Source organism: Streptomyces katrae (genome assembly GCF_000717655.1).
In the GTDB taxonomy this organism is placed as follows: domain Bacteria; phylum Actinomycetota; class Actinomycetes; order Streptomycetales; family Streptomycetaceae; genus Streptomyces; species Streptomyces katrae_B.
In genome coordinates this window covers 253,044-274,343 of record NZ_JNZY01000004.1, presented here as the reverse complement: position 1 = coordinate 274,343, position 21,300 = coordinate 253,044, and the positions used below count along the sequence as shown (strand labels likewise).

Below are 21,300 nucleotides of genomic sequence, written 5' to 3'. Positions count from 1 at the left end.
GTAGCCTGGCGCTGTGCACGAGGAGCGCCGGTACGAGGAGCGGCCGTCCCTGCTGGTGCCCGGCGCGATCGTGTGGCGCCGGGCCGGGGCGCCCGGCGGGCCCGTCCTGCCCGACGGCTGCATGGACCTGCTGTGGGTCGACGGGCGGCTGCTGGTGGCCGGCCCCGACACCGGCCCGCACCCCGTCGGGGAGGTGGCGGGCGGCGCCTACGGCCCGGTGTCGGGACTGAGGTTCGCCCCCGGTACGGCGCCCGCGCTGCTCGGCGTACCGGCGTACGAGCTGCGCGACCGGCGGGTCGAGCTGACCGACCTCTGGCCGGGTCCCGAGGTGCGCGGCCTCGCCGAGCGGATGAGCGCGTACGAGGACCCCGGCGCGGGGCTGGAGCGGCTGGCCCGCAGCCGCGCGGACGGGAGCTCGCCCCCCGACCCCCTCGCCGCCCGGGTGGCGGCGGGGCTGCGCGCGGGGGAGTCGGTGGCCGCCGTGGCCGCGGCGGCCGGCCTCGGGGCGCGCCAGCTGCACCGGCGCTCCCTCGACGCCTTCGGCTACGGACCCCGCACGCTCGGGCGCGTGCTGCGGCTGCAGCAGGCGCTGGAGCTGGCCCGCCGGGGGCTGCCGCAGGCCGAGGTGGCGTACCGGGCCGGGTACGCGGACCAGGCGCATCTCGCCCGCGAGGTACGGGCGCTGGCCGGGACCACCCCGGGCGCCTACGCGGCGGCCCACAACCAGGCCCGCGGCCAGGCCCACACCCGGGCCCGCGGCCGGGTCTAGGCCCCGGGGGGCGCTTCGCCGGGGGCGTCGGCCGCGGCGAACAGCGAGACGCCGCAGCCGTCCGGGTCGAGCACGACGGCGTAGCGCTGTCCCCAGAAGGCGTCCCAGGGCTCCAGGTGGCCCTTGTACCCGGCGTCCGTCAGCTCGGCGTACACCGCGTCCACCTCCGCGGGGGAATCGCACAGGAACGCCAGGTCGCGCCTGCCGTCCCCGGCGGGACGGGTCCAGGAGGGGTCGAAGGAGCGGACGACGTCCTCCGTGTCCCAGGCGATCCGGAGCCCGCCGGGGAGGGCGGCCTCCACATGGGGCTGTTCCTCCGCCCCGGCCGGGACGTCCAGGCCCAGGCGGCGGTAGAAGGCGAGCGAGGCGGCCATGTCGGAGACGACCAGGCCGATCAGGTCGAGTCGGGGAGTCATGCGCCCAGGCTAGGAGCCGCCCCGCCCCCGGTCTTGAACGAATCGGACATGCGCACCGCCAGGCGCCCCGAAAAAAGAATTGGCGGGCTCCTGGGCGTACTTGTTACGGTCGACGTGTTCCCGCCGAGAGGCCCGGAACTGCCAGCATGAGCATGACCCGGAGGTGAGTTCATTGATGACTGTCGTCACGCAGGGCGCGGACCGCACCCAGAAGACCGTCAATGTCACTTCCGTGGTCTCCGGCTGACCTCACACCTCTTCGCGCGCCGCTGAGCGCACGCTGCCGGGGCCACCCTGTGAAGGGTTCCCCTTGTCTTTCTCTTCTTCTCCGTCGTCTCCTTCCCCTTCGTACGCGCACGCCCTCACTCCCTTCGGCTGGGACGAGGCGTGGGAGGCCGAGTTCGCCCCGTACACCGGCCGGGGCCTGCTGCCCGGCCGGGTGGTGCGGGTGGACCGCGGCCAGTGCGACGTCATGACCGCGGACGGCATCGTCCGCGCCGACACCGCCTTCGTCACCCCGCACGACCCGCTCCGCGTCATCTGCACCGGTGACTGGGCCGTCGTCGAGGGGGCCGGCAACCCCCGGTACGTCAAGACGTACCTGCCGCGCCGGACCGCCTTCGTACGCTCCACCTCATCGCAGCGCTCCGAGGGGCAGATCCTGGCCGCCAACGTCGACCACGCGATCATCGCGGTATCGCTGGCGGTCGAGCTCGACCTGGGCCGCATCGAGCGCTTCCTGGCCCTCGCCTGGGAGTCCGGCGCGCAGCCGCTGGTCGTCCTGACCAAGGCGGACCTCGTACCGGACCCGGTGACGCTCGCGCACCTGGTCCAGGACGTGGAGACCACGGCGCCGGGCGTCGACGTCCTCACCGTCTCCTCCCACACCGGGGAGGGCACGGACGTGCTGGCGGCCGTCGTCGCCGGCGGTACGAGCGTGCTGCTCGGCATCTCCGGCGCGGGCAAGTCCACGCTGGCGAACGCACTGCTCGGCTCCGACGTCATGGACGTGCAGGCCACGCGCGACGTGGACGGCAAGGGCCGGCACACCACGACCACCCGCAACCTGCTGGCCCTGCCCGGCGGGGGCGTCCTCATCGACACGCCGGGCCTGCGGGGCGTCGGCCTGTGGGACGCGGGGACTGGGGTCGGCCAGGTCTTCTCCGAGATCGAGGAGTACGCGGCCGACTGCCGGTTCCACGACTGCGCGCACGAGGCCGAGCCGGGGTGCGCGGTGCTCGAGGCGGTCGGGACCGGCGCACTGCCGGAGCGGCGCCTGGAGAGCTACCGCAAGCTGCTCCGGGAGAACCAGCGGATCGTCGCCAAGACGGACGCCCGGCTCCGCAACGAGATCCGCCGCGACTGGCGGATGAAGTCGGCGGAGGGCCGGGCCAATTACGCGGCGAAGCGCACCGGCCGCTACTGACCCCGGCAAAGCCCGGGGCCCGGCCCCTGCTCCGGCAGGGGCCGGGCCCCGGGCCGGGCGTCGGCTGTGGGGCCGGGGCCGGGGCCGGGCGTCAGGCCTCCATGCCCCACGCGATCACCCGCTCCGGGTGGATCCGGATCACCTCCGGGCTGAAGTGCGGGCCCAGCGCGTGCGGGCCCACCTCCAGCGTGGCGCGGCCGCGGACCTCGATCCCGCGGACCCGCCACGGCCGGGTGCTCACCAGGTCGTCCACCACCAGCGCGAGCCTCGGGTTGCCCTGGAGGTTGCGCCACTTCTTCGTCGCCCCCATCGCCAGGCCGCCGACCAGGATCGTCCCGTCCTCCTGAGGGAAGAACCCCACCGGGTTCGCCTGCGGCTGCCCGGCCGCGTCCACCGTCGCCAGCCGGCCCAGCCGCTGCGACCCGAGGTACGCCAGCTCGGCTTCACTGAAACCCTTGAACTCCGTCATGTGCACCAGCCTGGCCGCACCGCCGGCTTCCCGCATCGGGCCTCCGGCCGACCGGGCGTGGACCCATGGCCCTACGCCGTGAACACCAGCGAGGCATTGTGCCCGCCGAATCCGAACGCGTTGGCCAGCGCGGCCGGCACCCGCCCGTGCCGTGCTTCGCCGCGGACCACGTCCAGGCCGATCTGCGGGTCCAGGGTGTCGAGGTTGTGGGTCGCCGGGACCACCCCGTCCCGGACCGCGAGGACCGCCGCGATCGCGCCGACGGCACCGGCGGCGCCGAACAGGTGACCCGTCATCGACTTGGTCGCCGTCACCGCCGGGTGCCCGCCCACCGCCTCGGTGACCGACCGCGCCTCCACCAGGTCCCCCGAAGGCGTGGACGTGGCATGGGCGTGGACGTGCGCGATGTCCGAGGGGGCGAGCCCGGCGGCGGCCAGCGCCAGCCGCATGGCCCGTACCTGGCCCTCCGCGTGAGCGGCCGTGATGTGGTGCGCGTCGGAGGTCACGCCGGCCCCGGCCAGCGTCGCGTGGACCCGGGCCCCGCGCGCCGCCGCGAAGGCGGCCCGCTCCAGGACGACCACGCCCGCGCCCTCGCCGATGACGAACCCGTCCCGGCCGGTGTCGAAGGGCCGGGAGGCCGCCGCAGGGTCGTCGTTGCGCGTGGAGTGTGCCCTGGCCTGGGCGAATCCGGCCAGCGGCAGCGGATGGATGCACGCCTCCGTCCCCCCGGCGACCACGACGTCGGCCCGGCCGAGGCGGATCAGGTCCAGGCCCAGCGCGATCGCCTCCGCGCCCGAGGCGCAGGCGCTGACCGGGGTGTGCGCACCGCCGCGCGCACCGAGGTCGATGCTCACCCAGGCGGCCGGACCGTTCGCCATCAGCATCGGCACGGTGTGCGGTGACACCTTCCGCACGCCCGAGGCCTCCAGTACGTCGTCCTGCCCGAGCAGGGTCAGCGCCCCGCCCGTCCCGGTCCCGATGACGACGGCGAGCCGCTCCGGCTCCACCTCGGGCCGCCCGGCTCCGGCCCATGCCTCCCGCGCGGCGACCAGCGCCAGCTGCTCGCACCGGTCCATCCGCCGTGCCTGCACCCGGTCCAGCACCTCACCCGGCTCCTGCCGCACCCGCCCCGCGATCCGCACGGGCAGCGCGCCGGCCCACTCCTCCTCGATGGCCCCGATGCCGTTCTCGCCGCGCAGCATCGCCCGCCACGTCGTCTCCACGTCCCCGCCGAGCGGGGTGGTGGCCCCGAGTCCGGTGACGGACACGCCTGCGTGGTCAGCGCTCATGACTCATCCCCTTGTGGTCTTCTCACAGTTGGTCGGACTGCTGTCCCTTCCACTGTGACAAGCAGGGCCTGGATGCACGGGCAAGATGATCAACGGACTCGGGGTCCCGAGTTTGTGGGGTTACGCCATGGCGGTCCGTCAGCCGGCCAGTACCGCCCCGACCCACGCGCCCACCACCATCAGGCACGCGAGCAGCTCGACCAGCACGCTCGTCCCCACCGCCCGCATCACCGCCCGGACCGAGGCCCAGGCCTCGCCGTGCGTGCCCAGCCGCAGCCGCTCGCACAGGTAGACGCCCCCCACGAACCCGGGAACCGCCCCCAGCACCGGCACCACCACGAAGCCGAGCAGCGCACCCGCGCCCGCGTACACCGCCATCCGGCGGGTGACCCCCACTCCCCGCAGCCGCCGCGGCGGCAGCTGCCACTCGATGACCTGGACCACCAGCAGCAGCGCCGTCGTCGAGACCAGCAGGGACCACGCAAGCGCAGACCGCACGTGCAGCGCCCACCACACCACGCCCGCCCACACCAGCCAGGTCCCCGGAACGCCCGGGACCAGCACCCCGACCACCCCGAGCAGCAGCACCAGCCCCACCAGGAGCAGCTGAGGCAGATCCATGCGCTCAGCCTGACCGACCAGGGCCTATCGGGCCACCCAGCCCCGTTCGTACGCATGCCAGCCCAGCTGGAGCCGGGTCGTGACCCCGGACAGCTCCATCAGGCCCTTGACCCGCCGCTGCACCGTCCGCAGCCCCAGCTCCAGGTGCTTCGCCACGCTCGCGTCCGTCATGCCGGCCAGCAGCAGCGTCAGGATCTCCAGGTCCGTGGTGTCGGGGATGCCCTCGGACACCTCCGCCCCGTCGTCCCCCAGCCGCAGCGGCAGCGCCTCCCGCCACACCGCCTCGAACAGGCCCGTCAGGGACTCCAGCAGCCCCGACGCGTGCACCACCAGCGCCGCCGGCTCCGCCCCGGGCCCCGTCAGCGGCACGAGCGCGAGCGACCCGTCCGCGATCACCAGCCTGGTCGGGACCTGCCCCGTCACCCGGACCCCCTCGCCCCGCGCGAGCGCCGTCGACGCCTCCCGGATGCCGGTCGGCAGGGTCAGTACGTCCCGCTCGATCACCACCCGGTACTCGACGCCCCGTGCGGCGGCCTGCTCCTCCGCCTCGTTGTCCATCCCCGTCACCACCTGGGGCCGGCTGCTGACCAGGGCGCACACCTCCTCGACCGCGCCCACCTGGAGCTGGTGGAAGCGGTGCGCCACCGCGCTCGCCCCCGTCACCACCTCGACCAGGTCGTGCACCGACGGCTCGGCCGCCTCCACCCGGTACTCCTGCGCCAGCAGCGCCGCCGCCAGCTCCGCCTGCTCCAGCTCGTGCCGCTGCTGCGTCAGCAGCGCCCCCAGCGCCACCCCCGGCGGAGCCGCCACCCAGCGCCCCGGCCGGGCCGAGGACTGCGCCGCCAGCCCGTGCCGCTCCAGGTGCCGCAGCGCCCGCTCGGTCTGCGGCACCGGCAGCGCCAGCCGGTGCGCCAGATCCGGTATCTCCGCCGCCCCCAGCGCCACCAGCGCGCGGTACGCCGACTCCTGGCCCTCGTCCAGGCCTATCGCACTCAGCAACCCGTCCACCCACCCTCTCGACGCTGTTCCTGGCGGGAAGCAGCCACGGCGTAAACCCGCCGCGGACATCATCGCCGCACCCCCCGGCTCTCTGCCAGGGTGACGCCACCGCCGCACCAACATCCGCCGGTCAGAAGCCACTTGCGGGCAGATTTGCCCTGCGATGGAGCAGTTGGCCGCAATTCACCTGGGGAGAGCGATGCGCCCGATATCGCTCACGGCGCTGGGAGCGGCCGGCGCTGCCGTCCTGGCCGTCACCGCCGTCGGCCCGTCGGCGACACAGCCGATCGACGGAGCGCCCGGAGGAACGGGGAAGAGACCGATCGCGGGGAGCGAGGCGGCCGGAAAACAGCCCACGCCGCCCGTCACCGCCACCCTGGTCACCGGCGACCGGATCCTGGTCTCCCCCGACCCGGCCGGCCGCACCGCCGCCACCGCGATGCCGCGCGAGGACGGCTCGCAGCCGCTCGTGCAGACGAGCCAGAGCGGCAAGGACCTGTACGTCTACCCCGAGAGCGCGGTCAAGGCCCTCGCCGGCGGCACGGTCGACCAGGAGCTGTTCAACGTGACCGGCCTGATCCGGCAGGGCTACGACGACGCGCACGCCGAGAAGTTCCCGCTCATCGCGGTCTACGACGGCTCCGCCCACCCGGCGCGCAGCGCACCGCCCACCCCGCGCGGCGCCGAACGCTCCCCCTCGGCTCCATCGGCGCCGTCGCCCTCGCCGCCGACAAGCAGCAGTCCGCCGCCTTCTGGGCGGACGTCACCGACACCCGCTCCCGCGCGGCCGGCGGGCTGAAGAAGCTGTGGCTCGACGGCAAGGTCCAGGCGAACCTGGAGCGGTCCACCGAGCAGGTGGGCGCCACCGCCGCCCGGGCCGCCGGGTACGACGGCAAGGGCACCAAGGTCGCCGTCCTCGACACCGGCACGGACCTCGAGCACCCCGACCTCAAGGGCCGCGTCGCCGCGTCGAAGAACTTCACCGACTCCGACACCGACGCGGACCGCCAGGGCCACGACACCCACCCCACCTCCACCGTCGGCGGCTCCGGAGCCGAGAGCGGCGGCGCCAGGAAGGGCGTCGCGCCGGGCACCGAACTGCTCAGCGGCAAGGTCCTCAACGACGCGGGCCACGGCCTCGGCTCGTGGATCATCGCCGGCATGGAGTGGGCCGTCGAGAGCAAGGCCGACGTGGTCTCCATGAGCCTCGGCGACCCCTCCCGGGCCACCTGCGACGACCCCATGTCGGCCGCCGCCGAGCGGCTCGCGCAGAGCAGCGGCACTCTGTTCCTCATCGCCGCCGGCAACTCCCGGCCCGGCAACAACACCGTCTCCTCTCCCGGTTGCGCGCCCAGCGTGCTGACCGTCGGCGCCGTCGACCGCGACGACGCCACGGCCTCCTTCTCCAGCCGCGGCCCCGCCGGACTCCAGCAGTCGGTGAAGCTGTCGTACTCGTACGACGGTGAGAACTGGATGCAGGCGGCCGTCGCCGAGCGGGGCGGCCGGTGGTCGGCGGTCGTGAACCACGCCGGGGCCGGCTCCGGCCGGCAGGTGACCCTGAAGGTGGAGCTCACCGACACGAAGGGCGCGGCCGTCACCCAGACTGTCGCGCGGGCGTACGACATCCGGTAGGTCGTACGAGAGATACGGAAGGGGTCCACCGGGCGGCGGCCCGGTGGACCCCTTTTCGCGTATTCGGCGTTTTCTGCCCCTCTGGGGGGCCGAGAATGAGCCCATGAGTCAGCAGGGCGCGGACGACTGGTGGCAGAAGCTGTACGAGGACCCGGACGCGGGACCGGTCCCGGACCCGGGGGACACGCTGGAGAGCCGTTTCCACTCGGCGTCGGCAGTGACGTCCCCCGAGGCCCCGGCCCTCCCCACCCCACGCCCCGCCCCACCCGCGCCGCCGCCACCGGGTACGGCGCCGGCCGTGCCGCCGGCGGGGGCTGTGCGGCCCGGGCAGGCGCCGCAGGCCGTGCCGCCCGTTCCGTCCGTGCCGCCGCAGGGTGCCGAGCCGCCCGGGGCGCCGCCGCATGCGGTGCTGCCGGGGCCGCGCCGGGAGGCCGCGCCGGAGCCGCCGCCACCCAGGGACCCCCGGGAACCCGGCACCACCGGATACGGCCTGGGCAGCGTGACCGTGCCGCCGGCGCTCCCGGACGAGCCGCCCGAACTGCCGGTCTGGCGCTGGGGCGTCCCGCGCGACACCCCGCCCGTGCCGCCGTCCCCCGCCCCCGGGGGAGCCTCCAGCACCTGGCCTGCACGCGAACAGACCCCGGACCCCGAGACCGCCCCCGGTGGGCCCGAGCGCGCCCCCGAGCAGGGCGCGGGCTCCTGGCCCGTCCCCGCACCCGACGCCGGTACCGGATCCTGGCCCGAGCCCGGAGCCGGGGCGGGGCCGTGGGCCGGCACGGACCGGGCTGCCGAGTCCGGGGCGGGCACGTGGCCCGACACGGGCTCAGGAACGGCGGCCGAGCCGGGGACGGGCGCGGCCCCCCGTACCCGGCCCGTGGCCGGGGACGGCACGGGGCGCCCCCCGGAGGCCTGGGCCGACGCCGGGTCGGGCGACCCGGGTGCGGGCGAGGCCGGCTCGCGTTCCGGTCCCGGCCTGCTTCCCCGGGCCCGTTCCGGTGCGGAGCCGGGCTCCTGGCCCGGCCCGGAGGCCGGTACGGGGCCCCGTGACACCGCTGCGAGGCGCGGGCCCGACCCCGACACCAGGCCCGGGCCCGGGACCTGGCCCTCCGGTGAGCCGTCGTCCGTCCGCGACGACGAGCCCTCGACCGGGCCCGGAGCCCCGCCCTGGGCCGGTTCCCGCGCCGATGACACCGGGCCCTCCTCGGGTTCGCAAGCTCCGGCCGGTCCGGAACGCCAGCTCTGGGCCGACCCCGGAGCCCGACCGGGTTCCTGGTCGGGCCAACCGTGGGCCGATTCCCGAGCCGATGCCGACCCGCGGTCCGGTGCAGAGCTTCCGGACGCTCCCGCCGGACAGCCCGGGGCCGGCTCCGGTGCCGAGCCCGAGGCCGGATCCAGGGGACGAGCATGGCCCGGGGCCGGAGAGGCCGCGGGGGCAACCACCGCCGGTGCCGGGCCCGGCAGTGGGCCCATGCCTGCGTCCCGGCCCGGTTCCGACGCGGGTGCCGTCGGGGAGTCCTGGTCCGCCGCCGGTGCCGGGCCCGACGGCGGCCCCCGGGCCGCTGCCGCACCCGCCTGCGGGCCGATGCCCCCCGCCGGGTCCGCGACCGGGCCGGAGGCCGAGCCCTGGGGAGGGGAGCGGCCCGTGGTGGGGTATCTCGGGGACCGGGCGCCCACCTACGCCGCCGAGCCCGGGGCACTGCCGCTCGCCGATCCGGGAGTGCTCGACGGGCTCGTGCCCGACACCGTCCTCGAGGGGGCGCGGCACGGGACGTACACCCTGCGTGCCACCTCCGTGCGCGGCGACTCCGCCCGGTTCCGCGGCGAAGCCCGGCGGGACTTCCTGCTGACCGCCCGCTTCGGCAACGGCGACGACGCCCTCGTCCTCGTGGCCCTGGCCGGCGGCGACCGGGCCGCCCCCGGCGCCGCCGAGGCCGCCGCCGAGCTGTGCCGCTGGATGGCATCGGCCGTCGGCCGCAGCCGCGCGCGGCTGGCCGACGACATCCGCGCCGGCCGGCGCGACGCCCTGCGCTCGGGGCTCCAGCGGCTCACCGACCGCGGCTACGGCCGCCTGCGGGCCCACGCCGCCGAGCTCGGGCTCCCGCAGGACGCGTACACCGCCGGGCTGCGCGTGCTGCTGCTCCCCATCGACCCCGAGTGCAAGACCCGGGTCTGCTTCGGCGCCGGCGCAGGCGGGCTGTTCCGGCTCCGGGCCGGGGCCTGGGAGGACCTGGAGCCGGAACCGAAGCCCGAGCCCGAGCCGGCCGAGCCCGCCGGCGACGGGTTCCGGTTCCGGGCCGCCGTGGCCCGGCCCGGCGACACCCTGCTGCTCTGTTCCGGCGGGCTCGCGGACCCCCTGCGCGAGGAGGCCCTCCTTCCGGCCGAACTCGCGGCCCGCTGGGCCGACCCGCAACCGCCCGGCCTCGCGGCCTTCCTCGCGGACACCCAGCTCCGCCTCAAGGGCTACGCCGACGACCGGACGGCCGCCGCGGTCTGGGAGGCGTGACCGGCGGAACGTGCAGGGCGGGCACGCACTGCGCGGCAAGAGCTGCCTCCCTCATTGATCGCGGGCGTTCCGCCGCCCTGCTTGCACTCAGAAGGGGTGACGAGCGGCGCATCATCGGCTCCTTCAGCCACAGCTCCATGGCCAACGCCCTCCCCCAGGGCATCGGCGCACGGTTCACGGACCGGGCCGTCAAGTGGTGTCGATGTCGGGCGACGGCGGTTCCTCGATGCTGAGGGGAGATTTCCTCGCCCTGGTGCAGTACGGCCTGCCCGTCAAAGTGGTCCTCTTCGACAACTCATCGCTGGGAATGGTCGGGTGGGAAATGCCGGTTTCCGGCCTGCCCCCGTACGGAACGTCCCCTCACCACCCGGATTTCGCGGCGGTGGCGCGCGCGGCGGGCGCGTTCCGGGTCCGGGTCGAGAAGCCCAAGCAGCTCACCGGGGCTCTGAAGGCCGCCGTCCGGCACAAGGGACCCGCGTGGGTGGACGTGGTGACCGATCCCAGCGCCTTGTCCATTCCGCCCGGGATCAGCGCCGAGACGGTGACCGGTTTCGTACTTCCGGCCGGCAAGACCGTGCTGGACGGAGGGGCGGGCCGAATGATCCGGATGGCTCGATCCAGCCTGCGCGACGTGCTGTGCCCGTAAGCCCGCAGGAGTGCGGATTGCCCCGGCGGGCATGCATCCCGTAGACCAGTTCGAGATCCGTGGGACACGGGGGAGGTACATCGCCGTGCGGGTGGGGGCGAAGACCGGGAAGCAGTGGAGGAGAGGGCGGCCCGTACCGCGTGAACCGTCCGTCGAGGGCGGGGGAGCGGTGGACGCGCTGGAGATCACCCGAAGCGTACGCCGGGCGGATCTCAAGGCCGTGGGGGAAGTGCGCAAGGCATTACGGGAGTTGATGCACCACCGGTGCCCGGCCGACACCGCGGAGGTGGCGGAGCTGCTGATCACCGAGCTCGTCACCAATGCCCTCGTCCACACCGACCAGGGTGCGGAGGTGTCCGCGCGGCTCGCCGCGGACCGGCTGAGGGTGGAGGTCCGGGACTACGCCTCGCGCCGGCCCCGGCCGTACGTACCGACCGCCGACGACGGTACGCACGGCCGGGGACTGGTGCTGGTGCAGGCCCTCGCCGACGCCTGGGGCGTGGACATGCCGGTGCAGGCCGGCGGCAAGGTGGTGTGGTTCGAGCTGGACGGCGCCCTCGCGATGTACGACACCCCCTAGGGGCGTACGGCGGGACGCGCGGCGGAGGGCCCGCCTCCTGACCGGCGGGCCCTCCGAGGGCCTGAGCGGGTGCGGCCTCAGCCGAACTGCTGCTCCAGGTCCTTGAGTTTGCGCTCGAGCGAGTCGAGGCGGGGGATGGTCTGGGTGTCGTCCTCGGCGGTGAGGTCCACCGTCCGGGGGCCGGTCACCTCAGCGATCTCGGTCGGGTGCACGGCCTGCAGGGAGGGCCGGCGGCGCGGTGCGGGCAGCTGTCCCGTTTCCGCTATGGCCGGCTCCGCGCCGACCGGCGCGGAGCCCGACCCGGGGGCCAGCCCCGGCACGTCGACCTGGCGGGCGCGGGATCGCCCGAACGCCCGGTTCTGCCGGCCCAGGGCCTTGATGCGGGCCCGGTCCAGCCGGTTCTCGTTGCGCCGGCGGTGGCGGTCCTGCTCCCGCTCGCGCTTGTCCTCGCGCACCTCGTCGACGGCCTCGTCGAGGGTGCGGACGCCCTCCAGCAGCATGAGCGACCAGGCTCCGAAGGTCTCCCGGGGAGCCCGCAGCCAGCGGACCATCCGGACCTGCGGCAACGGCCGCGGAATCAGGCCCTGTTCGCGCAGCGCCGCCCGGCGGGTCTGCTTGAGGGCGCGGTCGAAGAGGACGGCCGCCGAGAGCGACATCCCGGCGAAGAACTGCGGGGCGCCGTCGTGGCCCATGCCGCGCGGCGCGTGCACCCAGTTGAACCAGGCGGCCGCGCCCGCGAACAGCCAGACCAGCATGCGCGAGCCGAGGGCCGCGTCGCCGTGGCTGGCCTCGCGGACGGCGAGCACCGAGCAGAACATGGCGGCGCCGTCGAGGCCGAAGGGGACCAGGTACTCCCAGCCCCCGGAGAGGTTCAGGTTCTGCCGGCCGAAGCCGACCAGTCCGTGGAAGGAGAGCGCGGCGGCCACCGCCGCGCAGCAGAACAGCAGGACGTAGGAGGCGGTTCCGTAGACGGCTTCCTTGCGCCGCCGCCGCTCTTCGCTGCGCTCCCAGGTGTCGTCGGCCGCGGCCTTGTCGCCCTCCCGCTTGCCCCGGGCCAGTACCGCAACTGCCGCAAGTACGCCCAGGATCAGCAGGCTGCCGGGCAGCAGCCAGTCCAGCGATATGTCGGTCAGTCTCATGCGGATGTCCCTTGCCTCTGCCTCGCGTATGCGGCCTTCCGGGAGCCATGGTGGCGCAGGAGATCGGCCCGGCATGCAGGTTTCGGGGCAAGTGGACGCCATCGGGGGGTGCGGCCCGCCGGATAGGGTGTTGTAGCTCGAACTACCGCTCGTGCCACCCGAGTTGTGTTCGATTACGGCCAGCCGGACGAGTGGGTTCAGATGTCAGGCGGCAGCCGTGAGGCGCACGATGCGGTCCGCGTCGCAGGTGCGGGGGCAGGTGGTGCAGGTCTCCTCGGGCCGGATCGTGTAGAAGAGGCAGCAACTGGCCCGGTCCCGGGTGGGCAGCCGTTCGCCCGCCGGGCCGGAGAGCATGCGGAAGGCCGCGCCGGCGGTGTACGGGGCCGTCATGCCGGGCAGCAGCGCCTCCAGCTCGGCCCTGGCCCGCTGCTCCTCGCCCACGAGCTTGCCCAGGTGCCAGACGCCCGAGACGATCTCGTCGGTCACCATGCCCCACAGGGCGCGCCGGCCGCGCCGCGTGCGCGGGCCGAAGCTGTCCAGGAGGGGTTCGAGGTGCTGGGCCACCGCAGCCCGCACCTCACCGCGCAGCGCCTCCTCGTCGGGCACGACACGGGCCCCGGGGAGAGCGGCCGCCGGGTCGTCCGGCAGGCAGGCGAAGGACTCGACGCGTACGTTCATGCGCCCTTGGGTCCGGTGGAAGGCCACGTGGCGCGCCGACAGCAGGGGTACCCGCCGGTGGAGGAACCAGGGCGCCGTGATCAGCAGGCACGCGGGCCATGCGTACCGGTGCAGGCCGAACGTGGCCACGACGTCGGGGCGGGCCTGGCGGCCGTAGTCCCGCAGGACCTGGGCGTCGTCCCAGGCGAGGTACCCGTCCAGCTCCGCTCCGCCCGCCGCGAGCGCGTCCGCGCCGACCCACCCCACACCGCGAGGGGCGCTCTCGTGCGCTGCGCGCTCGGTGACCTGCAGCTTGCCGTACACCTGCGACAGGCGTGCGTACGCGTCCGCCACCGGAGAGCCGGCCGGGGGCGGGGCGTCGACGGAGCTGTCGGGCATGGCGGAACCACCGATCCACACGATCACGACGGACAAAGGTAAGGCTTACCTTAACTGATCTCGGTGGCCCGTGCCAGCACTTGCGGAATCGATTCGCCTATCCTCGGAGGGCCCAGGTCGAGACCCCGAGGAGGACCGAGTGCACGAAGCGGCCCACGTCGGGGTGACGGCGCTGATCCCGACGCAGAAGGTGCTGCGCCATTCGGTGCGCGGACAGGTGCTGGACGCGCTGCGCGCCGCCCTGGTCGACGGGGAGCTGGTGCCGGGGGAGATCTACTCCGGGCCGGCCCTGGGGGAGCGCTTCGGCGTCTCCGCGACGCCCGTGCGCGAGGCGATGCAGCAGCTGGCGCTGGAGGGGGCGGTGGAATGCCTCCCGAACCGGGGTTTCCGGGTGCTGTCGCGTACGCCGCGGGTCCTGGCGGAGCTGGCGGAGGTCCGCGCGCTGCTGGAGGTGCCGGTGATGCTGCGCCTCGCCCGTACGGTCCCGGCCGAGGCCTGGTCGGCGCTGCGGCCGGCGGCGGCCGCCACGGCCGAGGCCGCCGCGGCCGGTGACCTCCCGCGGTACGCGGACGCGGACCGGGCCTTCCACCGGGAGGTCCTCTCCCTGGCCGGGAACGACCAGCTGGTCCAGGTCGCGGAGGAACTGCACCGCCGGTCCCAGTGGCCGCTGCCGGGCGCCCCGCGGGTCCGCAGGGCGGCCCTCGTCGCGGACGCGGCGGAGCACTCGGCCCTGCTGGAGGCCCTGATCGCAGGAGACCTCCACCTGATCGAACCCCTGATCCGCAACCACTTCACCGGCACCTGACCGGGGCCCCGCAGGGGCCCGCGCCGTCAGGTGGCCGGGGCCGGGTGGAGCTGGTCCGCCAGCCAGGTGGGGATGCCGCCCAGGAGGTGGAACAGCCGGCGCGCCTCCGCGCGGAGGCGGGCGGCCTCCGGTTCCGCCTCGGCTTCGGCCAGGGCGGCCAGCGCCGGGGCCGTGCCGATCAGGAAGCCCAGCTCTTCCCGGATGCGCAGGGACTCCGCGAAGCCCTTGCGGGCCTCCGCCACCTCCCCGTCCCGCAGGGCCAGCGCCGCCAGGTGCCGCCAGGTGAACGACAGGAGGAGGGTGTCCCCATGGGCCAGCGCCCCGGCATGGGCGCGGTGGTACGCGGGCCGGGCCGACTGGGGGGCGTCCGCCAGGTGTTCCGCGACCAGGCCGCGCCGGAAGTCCAGCAAGGGCCGCGTCCGGGACCCCGGGGACAGCAGCGCCGCCGCCCGGCCCAGCGCCGACCGGGCCTCGTCCGAGCGGTCGCGGACCCCGAGCACGGTGGCCGCGTACGCCAGCTGCCCCCGCTCGCACGCCGCCGAGCCCCGCTCGTCGTCGTCGTGGGCCACCGCCTCCGCGACCCGCAGGGCGTCCTCCGCCTCCGCCCAGCCCTGCCCGGTGAACAGGCACCGCTCGACCAGCAGCGCGGTCCGCTGCACGGCCGCGCCGGCGTCGGGCAGGTGCGGCGTCAGCAGGGCCGCCGCGTCGGTCCAACAGCCGCGCGAGCGCAGCCGCCATATCGCCCGCTGGAGGGGGTCGTCTCCCCCGGTAGTTCCGGCACCGGACATGGCGGTATCCGCCACATTGCCCTCCCCAAAGCAACCAAGCAGCACGTCGTCGAGCCCTGGGCCGAAATGAGAGCACGGATCGACGGCTTCGGCCAAGGGGTCGGGTGAACTCTTTCACAAAGTCCGGACGCCGCGTCAGGCGCCCGGCGCCGATCTTGGCCGGATCAGCTCAGCTCATCCGCAGTGCCAGGAAGAAGTCGAGCTTGTCCTCCAGCCGCGACAGGTCACGCGACGTCAACTGCTCGATTCGCCCGACCCGGTAGCGCAGGGTGTTGACGTGCAGGTGCAGCCGCGTCGCACACCGCGTCCACGAGCCGTCGCAGTCCAGGAACGCCTCCAGCGTCGGAATGAGCTCCGCGCGGTGGCGGCGGTCGTAGTCCCGCAGCGGGTCCAGCAGGCGCGCCGTGAAGGCACGGCGCACGTCGTCCGGGACGAACGGCAGCAGCAGTACGTGCGAGGCCAGTTCGTGGTGGCCCGCCGCACAGACCCGGCCCGGGCGCGCCGCGGCGACCCGGCGGGCGTGCCGGGCCTCCTCCAGCGCCCCGCGCAGCCCCTCCGCGGAGTGCACGGCCGCGCTGACGCCGAGGGTGAGCCGGCCGTCGTCGGCGAGGCCCGCCTGCAGGGGCTCCCGTACGACGGAGAGCAGCTCGTCGGCGTGCAGGGCGCTGTCCGGGCCGCCCTTCTCCTCGCCGGGCTCCCCGGGCAGTGCGGGCAGCGGTACGAGCGCGATGGCCTCGTCACCCGCATGGGCCACGGCGATCCGGTCCGAGGGCTCGGGCCCCGAGACGGACGGGTCGATCAGGATCTCCTCCAGCAGCGACTGCGCCACCGGGCCGCCGGGGATGTCCCCGCCCTCCCAGTCCACCCGTGCCACGACGACCTGCCAGTGGGGGGCGGTGCCCAGCCCGGGCAGCAGCACCGGGGCCGCGACCCGCAGACGGGCGGCGATCTCGGCGGGCGCGGCGCCCGTCTGGACGAGCTCCAGCACCTCCTGGGCGAGGCGGCGGCGCACCGTACGGGCCGCGTCGCGCCGATCCCGCTCGACGGCGATCAGCTGGGTCACGCCCTGGAGCAGGTCGAGCCGCTCCGCGGGCCAGTCGCCCGCGTCCGCCTCGACGGCCAGCAGCCAGTCCGAGAGCACGCTCTCGCGCACGTCACGGGCCCCGGGACCGCCCGGGCCCCGCCCCGCTCCCCTGATCGGGAACAGGGAGTAGGCAATACCCTGGATGGAGATCCGGTGCGGGCCCCTGCGCCCGGTGCGGACCGCCGCCAGGTGCTCGCCGGCCAGCGTCGCGCAGACGCCTGGTGCCAGGGGTTCTCCCGCGCCGGCGATCTGCCGGCCCGTGGGGGACAGCACCCAGGCGCGCAGATCGAGGTCAGTGGTGAGCAGATCGAGCACCACGTCGGGTCCACCGCCCGCGGGGCCCGAGGTCATCAGGCGGCGGTGCCGGTCCACGACGGCCGCGAGGTCACCCGCGCGCTCCCCGGAGACCTGCCGGACCACGTACTCGGTGATCGTGGCGAATGCAACGTCTTCGTTCACAGCGAACAACGGCAGCCGGTTGCGCCGACAGGCTGAAACGAGATCATCGGGGATGTCCCCGAGCTCCGCCTCGCCGGCCGCGAGGCCCGCGACGCCCGCGCTCGCCAGGATTCGTACGAACGGCTCGGAGTCGGCTGAATTTCTTCGCCAGGCCAGGCCGGTGAGGACGAGTTCGCCCCCCGTGAGGTATCGGCTGGGATCCCTCAGGTCGGTCGTCATGACGCCGCGGACCGTCCGGTCGAGTTCGTCCTCGCCGCCCAGCAGCCGCAGCCCCAGCGCCTCGGTTTCCAGCAGTGCGCGCAGCCGCATGGTGTCGCCGCCGATCTGTCTCGAATGTTGCCGTTGGAAATCGGGCAGGTCGTTGCATCCTGCCTTTCATACGAATCTACAAGACGAGGGAGGCCGCCAGCCAACTCCTTCATGGTTTCGGTGACTGCACCGGGGGGACGCGCGGCTTGTGTACTGACTCCACACCGCGTTAACAGCACGTGAACGACCAGTCGAGGGCCCCCCGGGCCTCCTGGCTTGAAGTGAACGACACGATGAAGAAGAAGAGAGCCGCACATGGACTTCCTTCGCCCCGCCAGCTGGGAGGAGGCACTCGCCGCTAAGGCCGAGTACCCCACAGCTGTGCCGATTGCGGGTGGCACCGACATCATGGTCGAGATCAACTTCGACCACCGCCGTCCGGAGTACCTCCTTGACCTCAACCGCATCGGACTGCTGCGGGAGTGGGAGGTAGGCGAGGAGGTCACCAAGCTCGGCGCCTCCGTCCCGTACACCCAGATCATGGAGAACCTGCGCGGCACGCTGCCGGGCCTCGCGCTCGCCTCGCACACGGTCGCGTCCCCCCAGATCCGCAACCGCGGCGGTGTCGGCGGCAACCTCGGTTGCGCCTCGCCGGCCGGCGACTCCCACCCCGCCCTGCTCGCCGCCGACTGCGAGGTCGAGGTCGAGTCCGTACGCGGCTCGCGCCTGATCCCGATCGACGAGTTCTACACCGGCGTCAAGCGCAACGCGCTCGCCGCCGACGAGCTCATCAAGTCGGTGCACATCAAGAACGCCACCGGCCCGCAGCAGTACTCCAAGGTCGGCACCCGCAACGCGATGGTCATCGCGGTCTGCGGTTTCGGCCTCGCGCTGCACACCGACACCCGCACCGTGCGTACGGGCATCGCCTCGGCCGCCCCGACCCCGATCCGGGCGAAGGCCGCGGAGGAGTTCCTGAACGCCGCGCTCGAAGAGGGCGGTTTCTGGGAGTCCGGCAAGGTCATCACCCCGTCGATCGCCAAGCAGTTCGGTGAGCTCGCCTCCGGCGCGTGCAACCCGATCGACGACGTCCGTGGCACGGCGAAGTACCGCCGTCACGCGGTCGGCATCCTGGCTCGCCGCCAGCTGGTCTGGACGTGGGAGCAGTACCGCGGCAACAACGGCCGCCCGCTTGAAGGGGCTGCGTAACCATGCGCGTCAATTTCACTGTCAACGGTCGTCAGCAGGAAGCCGACGACGTGTGGGAGGGCGAGTCCCTCCTCTACGTGCTGCGTGAGCGCCTGGGTCTGCCCGGCTCCAAGAACGCGTGCGAGCAGGGCGAGTGCGGTTCCTGCACCGTCCGCCTCGACGGCGTGCCGGTCTGTTCCTGTCTGGTCGCGGCCGGTCAGGTCGAGGGCCGCGACGTCGTGACCGTCGAGGGCCTGGCCGACTTCGCCAAGCAGCGCGAGGCCCACGGCCACGGCGGTGCCTGCGGCACCGGCGGCGGTTGCGGCAGCAACGGCGTCTCGACCGACGAGGCGAAGCGCTGGGCGGCCAAGCCCGGTGACTCCCAGACCGGTGAGGGCGTCGAGCTCTCCAACATCCAGCAGGCGTTCATCGACGCCGGCGCGGTCCAGTGCGGCTTCTGCACCCCGGGTCTGCTGGTCCAGGCGGACGAGCTCCTGGAGCGCAACGCCGACCCGTCCGACCAGGACATCCGTGAGGCCCTGTCCGGCAACCTCTGCCGCTGCACGGGCTACGAGAAGATCCTCGACGCGGTCCGCCTCGCGGCCGCCCGTCAGGGAGAGGCGGTCTGACCATGGCTCAGAACACCCGCACGGTACCGGCCGGCACGCCGACCAACGTCACCCAGAAGCACAACAAGGGCGGCATCGGCGAGTCCACGCTCCGCCCGGACGGCACCCTCAAGGTCACCGGTGAGTTCGCGTACTCCTCGGACATGTGGCACGAGGACATGCTGTGGGGCCAGACCCTGCGCAGCACCGTCGCCCACGCCGAGATCGTCTCCATCGACATCTCCGAGGCCCTGGCCATGCCGGGCGTCTATTCGGTGCTGACGTACGACGACCTGCCGGCCGAGATGAAGAACTACGGCCTCGAGATCCAGGACACCCCGGTTCTCGCCAACGGCCGGGTACGTCACCACGGTGAGCCGGTCGCCCTCGTGGCCGCCGACCACCCGGAGACCGCCCGCCGCGCGGCCGCCAAGATCAAGATCGACTACAAGGAGCTGCCGCTCGTCACGGACGAGGCATCCGCCCTCGCCGCCGACGCGCCGCTGATCCACGAGGGCCGCGACGACCACCACTCCGGTCACGTCCCGCACCCGAACATCGTGCACCGCCAGCCGATCATCCGCGGCAACGTGGAAGAGGCCCGCAAGCGCGCCGACGTCATCGTCGAGGGCGAGTACACCTTCGGCATGCAGGACCAGGCCTTCCTCGGTCCGGAGTCCGGCCTGGCCGTGCCCTCCGAGGACGGCGGTGTCGACCTCTACGTCGCCACCCAGTGGCTGCACTCGGACCTCAAGCAGATCGCCCCCGTCCTCGGTCTCCCCGAGGAGAAGGTGCGCATGACGCTCTCGGGCGTCGGCGGTGCCTTCGGCGGCCGCGAGGACATCTCGATGCAGATCCACGCCTGCCTCCTGGCCCTGGCCACGAACAAGCCGGTCAAGATCGTCTACAACCGGTTCGAGTCCTTCTTCGGCCACGTGCACCGCCACCCGGCGAAGCTGTACTACGAGCACGGCGCCACCAAGGACGGCAAGATCACGCACATGAAGTGCAAGATCGTCCTGGACGGCGGAGCGTACGCCTCCGCCTCCCCGGCGGTCGTCGGCAACGCCTCCTCGCTCTCCGTCGGCCCGTACGTCATCGACGACGTCGACATCGAGGCGATCGCGCTCTACACGAACAACCCGCCCTGCGGCGCGATGCGCGGCTTCGGCGCCGTCCAGGCCTGCTTCGCGTACGAAGCCCAGATGGACAAGCTCGCGGCGAAGCTGGGCATGGACCCGGTCGAGTTCCGCCAGCTGAACGCCATGGAGATGGGCACGATCATGCCCACCGGCCAGGTCGTGGACTCCCCGGCCCCGGTCGCCGAGCTGCTGCGCCGGGTCAAGGCCCGCCCGCTGCCGCCGGAGCGCCAGTGGGAGACCGCCGGCGAGGGCGCGGACGTCCGCGCACTGCCGGGCGGCCTCTCCAACACCACCCACGGCGAGGGCGTCGTCCGCGGTGTCGGGTACGCGGTCGGCATCAAGAACGTCGGCTTCTCCGAGGGCTTCGACGACTACTCCACCGCCCGCGTGCGCCTGGAGGTCATCAACGGCGAGCCCGTCGCGATGGTCCACACGGCCATGGCGGAGGTCGGCCAGGGCGGTGTCACCGTCCACGCGCAGATCGCCCGTACCGAGCTGGGCGTCACGCAGGTGACCATCCACCCGGCCGACACGCAGGTCGGCTCCGCCGGTTCCACGTCCGCCTCGCGGCAGACGTACATGACCGGTGGCGCCGTGAAGAACACCTGTGAGGCGGTCCGCGAGGCCCTGCTGGAGATCGGCCGTCGCAAGAACGGCTCGTACCACCCGGCCTGGGCCCAGGCCGAGCTCCTCCTGGAGGGCGGCAAGGTCGTCACCGACGGCGGCGAGGTCCTCGCGGACATCGCCGACATCCTCGAGGACGAGGCGATCGACCTGGAGCTGGAGTTCCGGCACCGGCCGACCGTCGCGTTCGACCTGAAGACCGGCCAGGGCGACGGCCACGTCCAGTACACCTTCGCCGCGCACCGCGCGGTCGTGGAGGTGGACACCGAGCTCGGCCTGGTCAAGGTCGTCGAGCTGGCGACCGCCCAGGACGTCGGCAAGGCGCTGAACATGCTCTCCGTGGTCGGCCAGATCCAGGGTGGTACCACCCAGGGTCTCGGCGTGGCGGTCATGGAGGAGATCATCGTGGACCCGAAGACCGCGAAGGTGCGCAACCCCTCCTTCACGGACTACCTGATCCCGACCATCCTCGACACCCCGACCATCCCGGTCGACGTCCTGGAGCTCGCCGACCCGAACGCGCCGTACGGCCTTCGCGGTCTCGGCGAGGCCCCGACCCTCTCGTCCACTCCGGCCGTCCTCGCGGCGATCCGGGCGGCGACCGGTCTGGAGCTCAACAAGACGCCGATCCGTCCGGAAGCCCTCACCGGCACCCTCTAGGACGGCGTGGTCCGGGGGCCGCGAGGCCCCCGGACCCCCACAGATTTCCGGGCGGTGTGACACCGGGAACGTCACACTTCCAGCCGCACCGCCCGGAGCAAGAAGTCCGGAGTACGAAGCACCGCACCGCTCGCGGTCCGTTCCCCCG

19 protein-coding genes and 1 pseudogene are annotated in these 21,300 nt (G+C 73.8%); 11 read left to right on the top strand and 9 right to left on the bottom strand.

Going from position 1 to position 21,300, the window contains the following annotated elements:
- Nucleotides 1–13 precede the first annotated feature (13 nt).
- A complete protein-coding gene (locus IF09_RS0107560) occupies nucleotides 14–769 on the top strand; it encodes a helix-turn-helix domain-containing protein (protein WP_051832174.1) in 756 nt (251 codons plus the stop codon).
- Here IF09_RS0107560 and IF09_RS0107555 read toward each other — a convergent pair.
- Complete coding sequence (locus tag IF09_RS0107555) at nucleotides 766–1,185, bottom strand: VOC family protein (RefSeq protein ID WP_030293206.1); 420 nt, start codon at nucleotides 1,183–1,185, stop codon at nucleotides 766–768. The two genes, IF09_RS0107560 and IF09_RS0107555, sit on opposite strands and share 4 nt — an antisense overlap.
- Before the next feature lie 310 nt (nucleotides 1,186–1,495).
- On the opposite strand from IF09_RS0107555, the gene rsgA reads away from it, so the two are divergent.
- Nucleotides 1,496–2,611, top strand: a complete 1,116-nt coding sequence (gene rsgA, locus IF09_RS0107550) for a ribosome small subunit-dependent GTPase A (RefSeq protein ID WP_030293205.1) — start codon at nucleotides 1,496–1,498, stop codon at nucleotides 2,609–2,611.
- A 91-nt stretch (nucleotides 2,612–2,702) separates the two neighbouring features.
- Here rsgA and IF09_RS0107545 read toward each other — a convergent pair whose 3' ends face one another.
- From IF09_RS0107545 to IF09_RS0107530, 4 genes are all read right to left on the bottom strand, one after another.
- Nucleotides 2,703–3,080: a PPOX class F420-dependent oxidoreductase gene (locus IF09_RS0107545; protein ID WP_030293204.1), complete on the bottom strand. Its 378-nt coding sequence runs from the start codon at nucleotides 3,078–3,080 to the stop codon at nucleotides 2,703–2,705.
- A gap of 71 nt (nucleotides 3,081–3,151) precedes the next feature.
- Nucleotides 3,152–4,369, bottom strand: coding sequence for a beta-ketoacyl-[acyl-carrier-protein] synthase family protein (locus IF09_RS0107540; RefSeq protein ID WP_030293202.1), 1,218 nt, complete (start codon nucleotides 4,367–4,369; stop codon nucleotides 3,152–3,154).
- A gap of 138 nt (nucleotides 4,370–4,507) precedes the next feature.
- Nucleotides 4,508–4,990 carry a DUF456 domain-containing protein gene (locus IF09_RS0107535; RefSeq protein WP_030293201.1) on the bottom strand — a complete coding sequence of 161 codons (483 nt, stop codon included), beginning with the start codon at nucleotides 4,988–4,990 and terminating at the stop codon, nucleotides 4,508–4,510.
- Between the two features lie 24 nt (nucleotides 4,991–5,014).
- On the bottom strand, nucleotides 5,015–5,989 hold the full coding sequence (locus IF09_RS0107530; protein WP_030293199.1) for a helix-turn-helix domain-containing protein: 975 nt from the start codon (nucleotides 5,987–5,989) through the stop codon (nucleotides 5,015–5,017).
- A gap of 199 nt (nucleotides 5,990–6,188) precedes the next feature.
- On the opposite strand from IF09_RS0107530, the gene IF09_RS48435 reads away from it, so the two are divergent.
- The 5 genes and pseudogenes from IF09_RS48435 to IF09_RS42650 all read left to right on the top strand — a co-directional run bounded on the left by IF09_RS48435 (nucleotide 6,189) and on the right by IF09_RS42650 (nucleotide 11,350).
- Nucleotides 6,189–6,788 carry a hypothetical protein gene (locus IF09_RS48435; protein ID WP_030293197.1) on the top strand — a complete coding sequence of 200 codons (600 nt, stop codon included), beginning with the start codon at nucleotides 6,189–6,191 and terminating at the stop codon, nucleotides 6,786–6,788.
- A 56-nt stretch (nucleotides 6,789–6,844) separates the two neighbouring features.
- Nucleotides 6,845–7,621 carry a S8 family serine peptidase gene (locus IF09_RS48430; protein WP_030293196.1) on the top strand — a complete coding sequence of 259 codons (777 nt, stop codon included), beginning with the start codon at nucleotides 6,845–6,847 and terminating at the stop codon, nucleotides 7,619–7,621.
- 103 nt (nucleotides 7,622–7,724) lie between these two features.
- Entirely contained in the window at nucleotides 7,725–10,124 is a 2,400-nt protein-coding gene (locus IF09_RS47870) for a protein phosphatase 2C domain-containing protein (RefSeq protein WP_051832172.1), read from the top strand.
- Between the two features lie 104 nt (nucleotides 10,125–10,228).
- Nucleotides 10,229–10,770: pseudogene (locus IF09_RS0107510) on the top strand (thiamine pyrophosphate-dependent enzyme); the annotation flags it as partial.
- 253 nt (nucleotides 10,771–11,023) lie between these two features.
- A complete protein-coding gene (locus IF09_RS42650; protein WP_051832188.1) occupies nucleotides 11,024–11,350 on the top strand; it encodes an ATP-binding protein in 327 nt (108 codons plus the stop codon).
- Nucleotides 11,351–11,427: 77 nt separating this feature from the next.
- On the opposite strand, the gene IF09_RS0107500 is transcribed toward IF09_RS42650, so the two are convergent.
- Nucleotides 11,428–12,489 carry a DUF2637 domain-containing protein gene (locus IF09_RS0107500; RefSeq protein WP_030293184.1) on the bottom strand — a complete coding sequence of 354 codons (1,062 nt, stop codon included), beginning with the start codon at nucleotides 12,487–12,489 and terminating at the stop codon, nucleotides 11,428–11,430.
- Nucleotides 12,490–12,693: 204 nt separating this feature from the next.
- Complete coding sequence (locus tag IF09_RS0107495) at nucleotides 12,694–13,545, bottom strand: (2Fe-2S)-binding protein (protein WP_051832186.1); 852 nt, start codon at nucleotides 13,543–13,545, stop codon at nucleotides 12,694–12,696.
- A gap of 139 nt (nucleotides 13,546–13,684) precedes the next feature.
- Here IF09_RS0107495 and IF09_RS0107490 point away from each other — a divergent pair, with 139 nt between their 5' ends.
- Complete coding sequence (locus tag IF09_RS0107490; RefSeq protein WP_037634243.1) at nucleotides 13,685–14,350, top strand: GntR family transcriptional regulator; 666 nt, start codon at nucleotides 13,685–13,687, stop codon at nucleotides 14,348–14,350.
- 26 nt (nucleotides 14,351–14,376) lie between these two features.
- Here IF09_RS0107490 and IF09_RS46790 read toward each other — a convergent pair whose 3' ends face one another.
- Nucleotides 14,377–15,153, bottom strand: a complete 777-nt coding sequence (locus tag IF09_RS46790; protein WP_030293180.1) for a hypothetical protein — start codon at nucleotides 15,151–15,153, stop codon at nucleotides 14,377–14,379.
- A gap of 154 nt (nucleotides 15,154–15,307) precedes the next feature.
- Nucleotides 15,308–16,990 carry a PucR family transcriptional regulator gene (locus IF09_RS0107480; RefSeq protein WP_030293179.1) on the bottom strand — a complete coding sequence of 561 codons (1,683 nt, stop codon included), beginning with the start codon at nucleotides 16,988–16,990 and terminating at the stop codon, nucleotides 15,308–15,310.
- 255 nt (nucleotides 16,991–17,245) lie between these two features.
- Here IF09_RS0107480 and IF09_RS0107475 point away from each other — a divergent pair, with 255 nt between their 5' ends.
- From IF09_RS0107475 to pucD, 3 genes are read left to right on the top strand one after another with little or no spacing between them, the layout of a single operon-like run.
- Nucleotides 17,246–18,139, top strand: coding sequence for an FAD binding domain-containing protein (locus IF09_RS0107475; RefSeq protein ID WP_030293178.1), 894 nt, complete (start codon nucleotides 17,246–17,248; stop codon nucleotides 18,137–18,139).
- A 2-nt stretch (nucleotides 18,140–18,141) separates the two neighbouring features.
- A complete protein-coding gene (locus tag IF09_RS0107470) occupies nucleotides 18,142–18,747 on the top strand; it encodes a (2Fe-2S)-binding protein (RefSeq protein WP_030293177.1) in 606 nt (201 codons plus the stop codon).
- Nucleotides 18,748–18,749: 2 nt separating this feature from the next.
- The gene (gene pucD, locus IF09_RS0107465; protein WP_030293176.1) at nucleotides 18,750–21,152 is read left to right on the top strand and encodes a xanthine dehydrogenase subunit D; all 2,403 of its coding nucleotides are present in this window, start codon (nucleotides 18,750–18,752) and stop codon (nucleotides 21,150–21,152) included.
- Nucleotides 21,153–21,300: the final 148 nt, after the last annotated feature.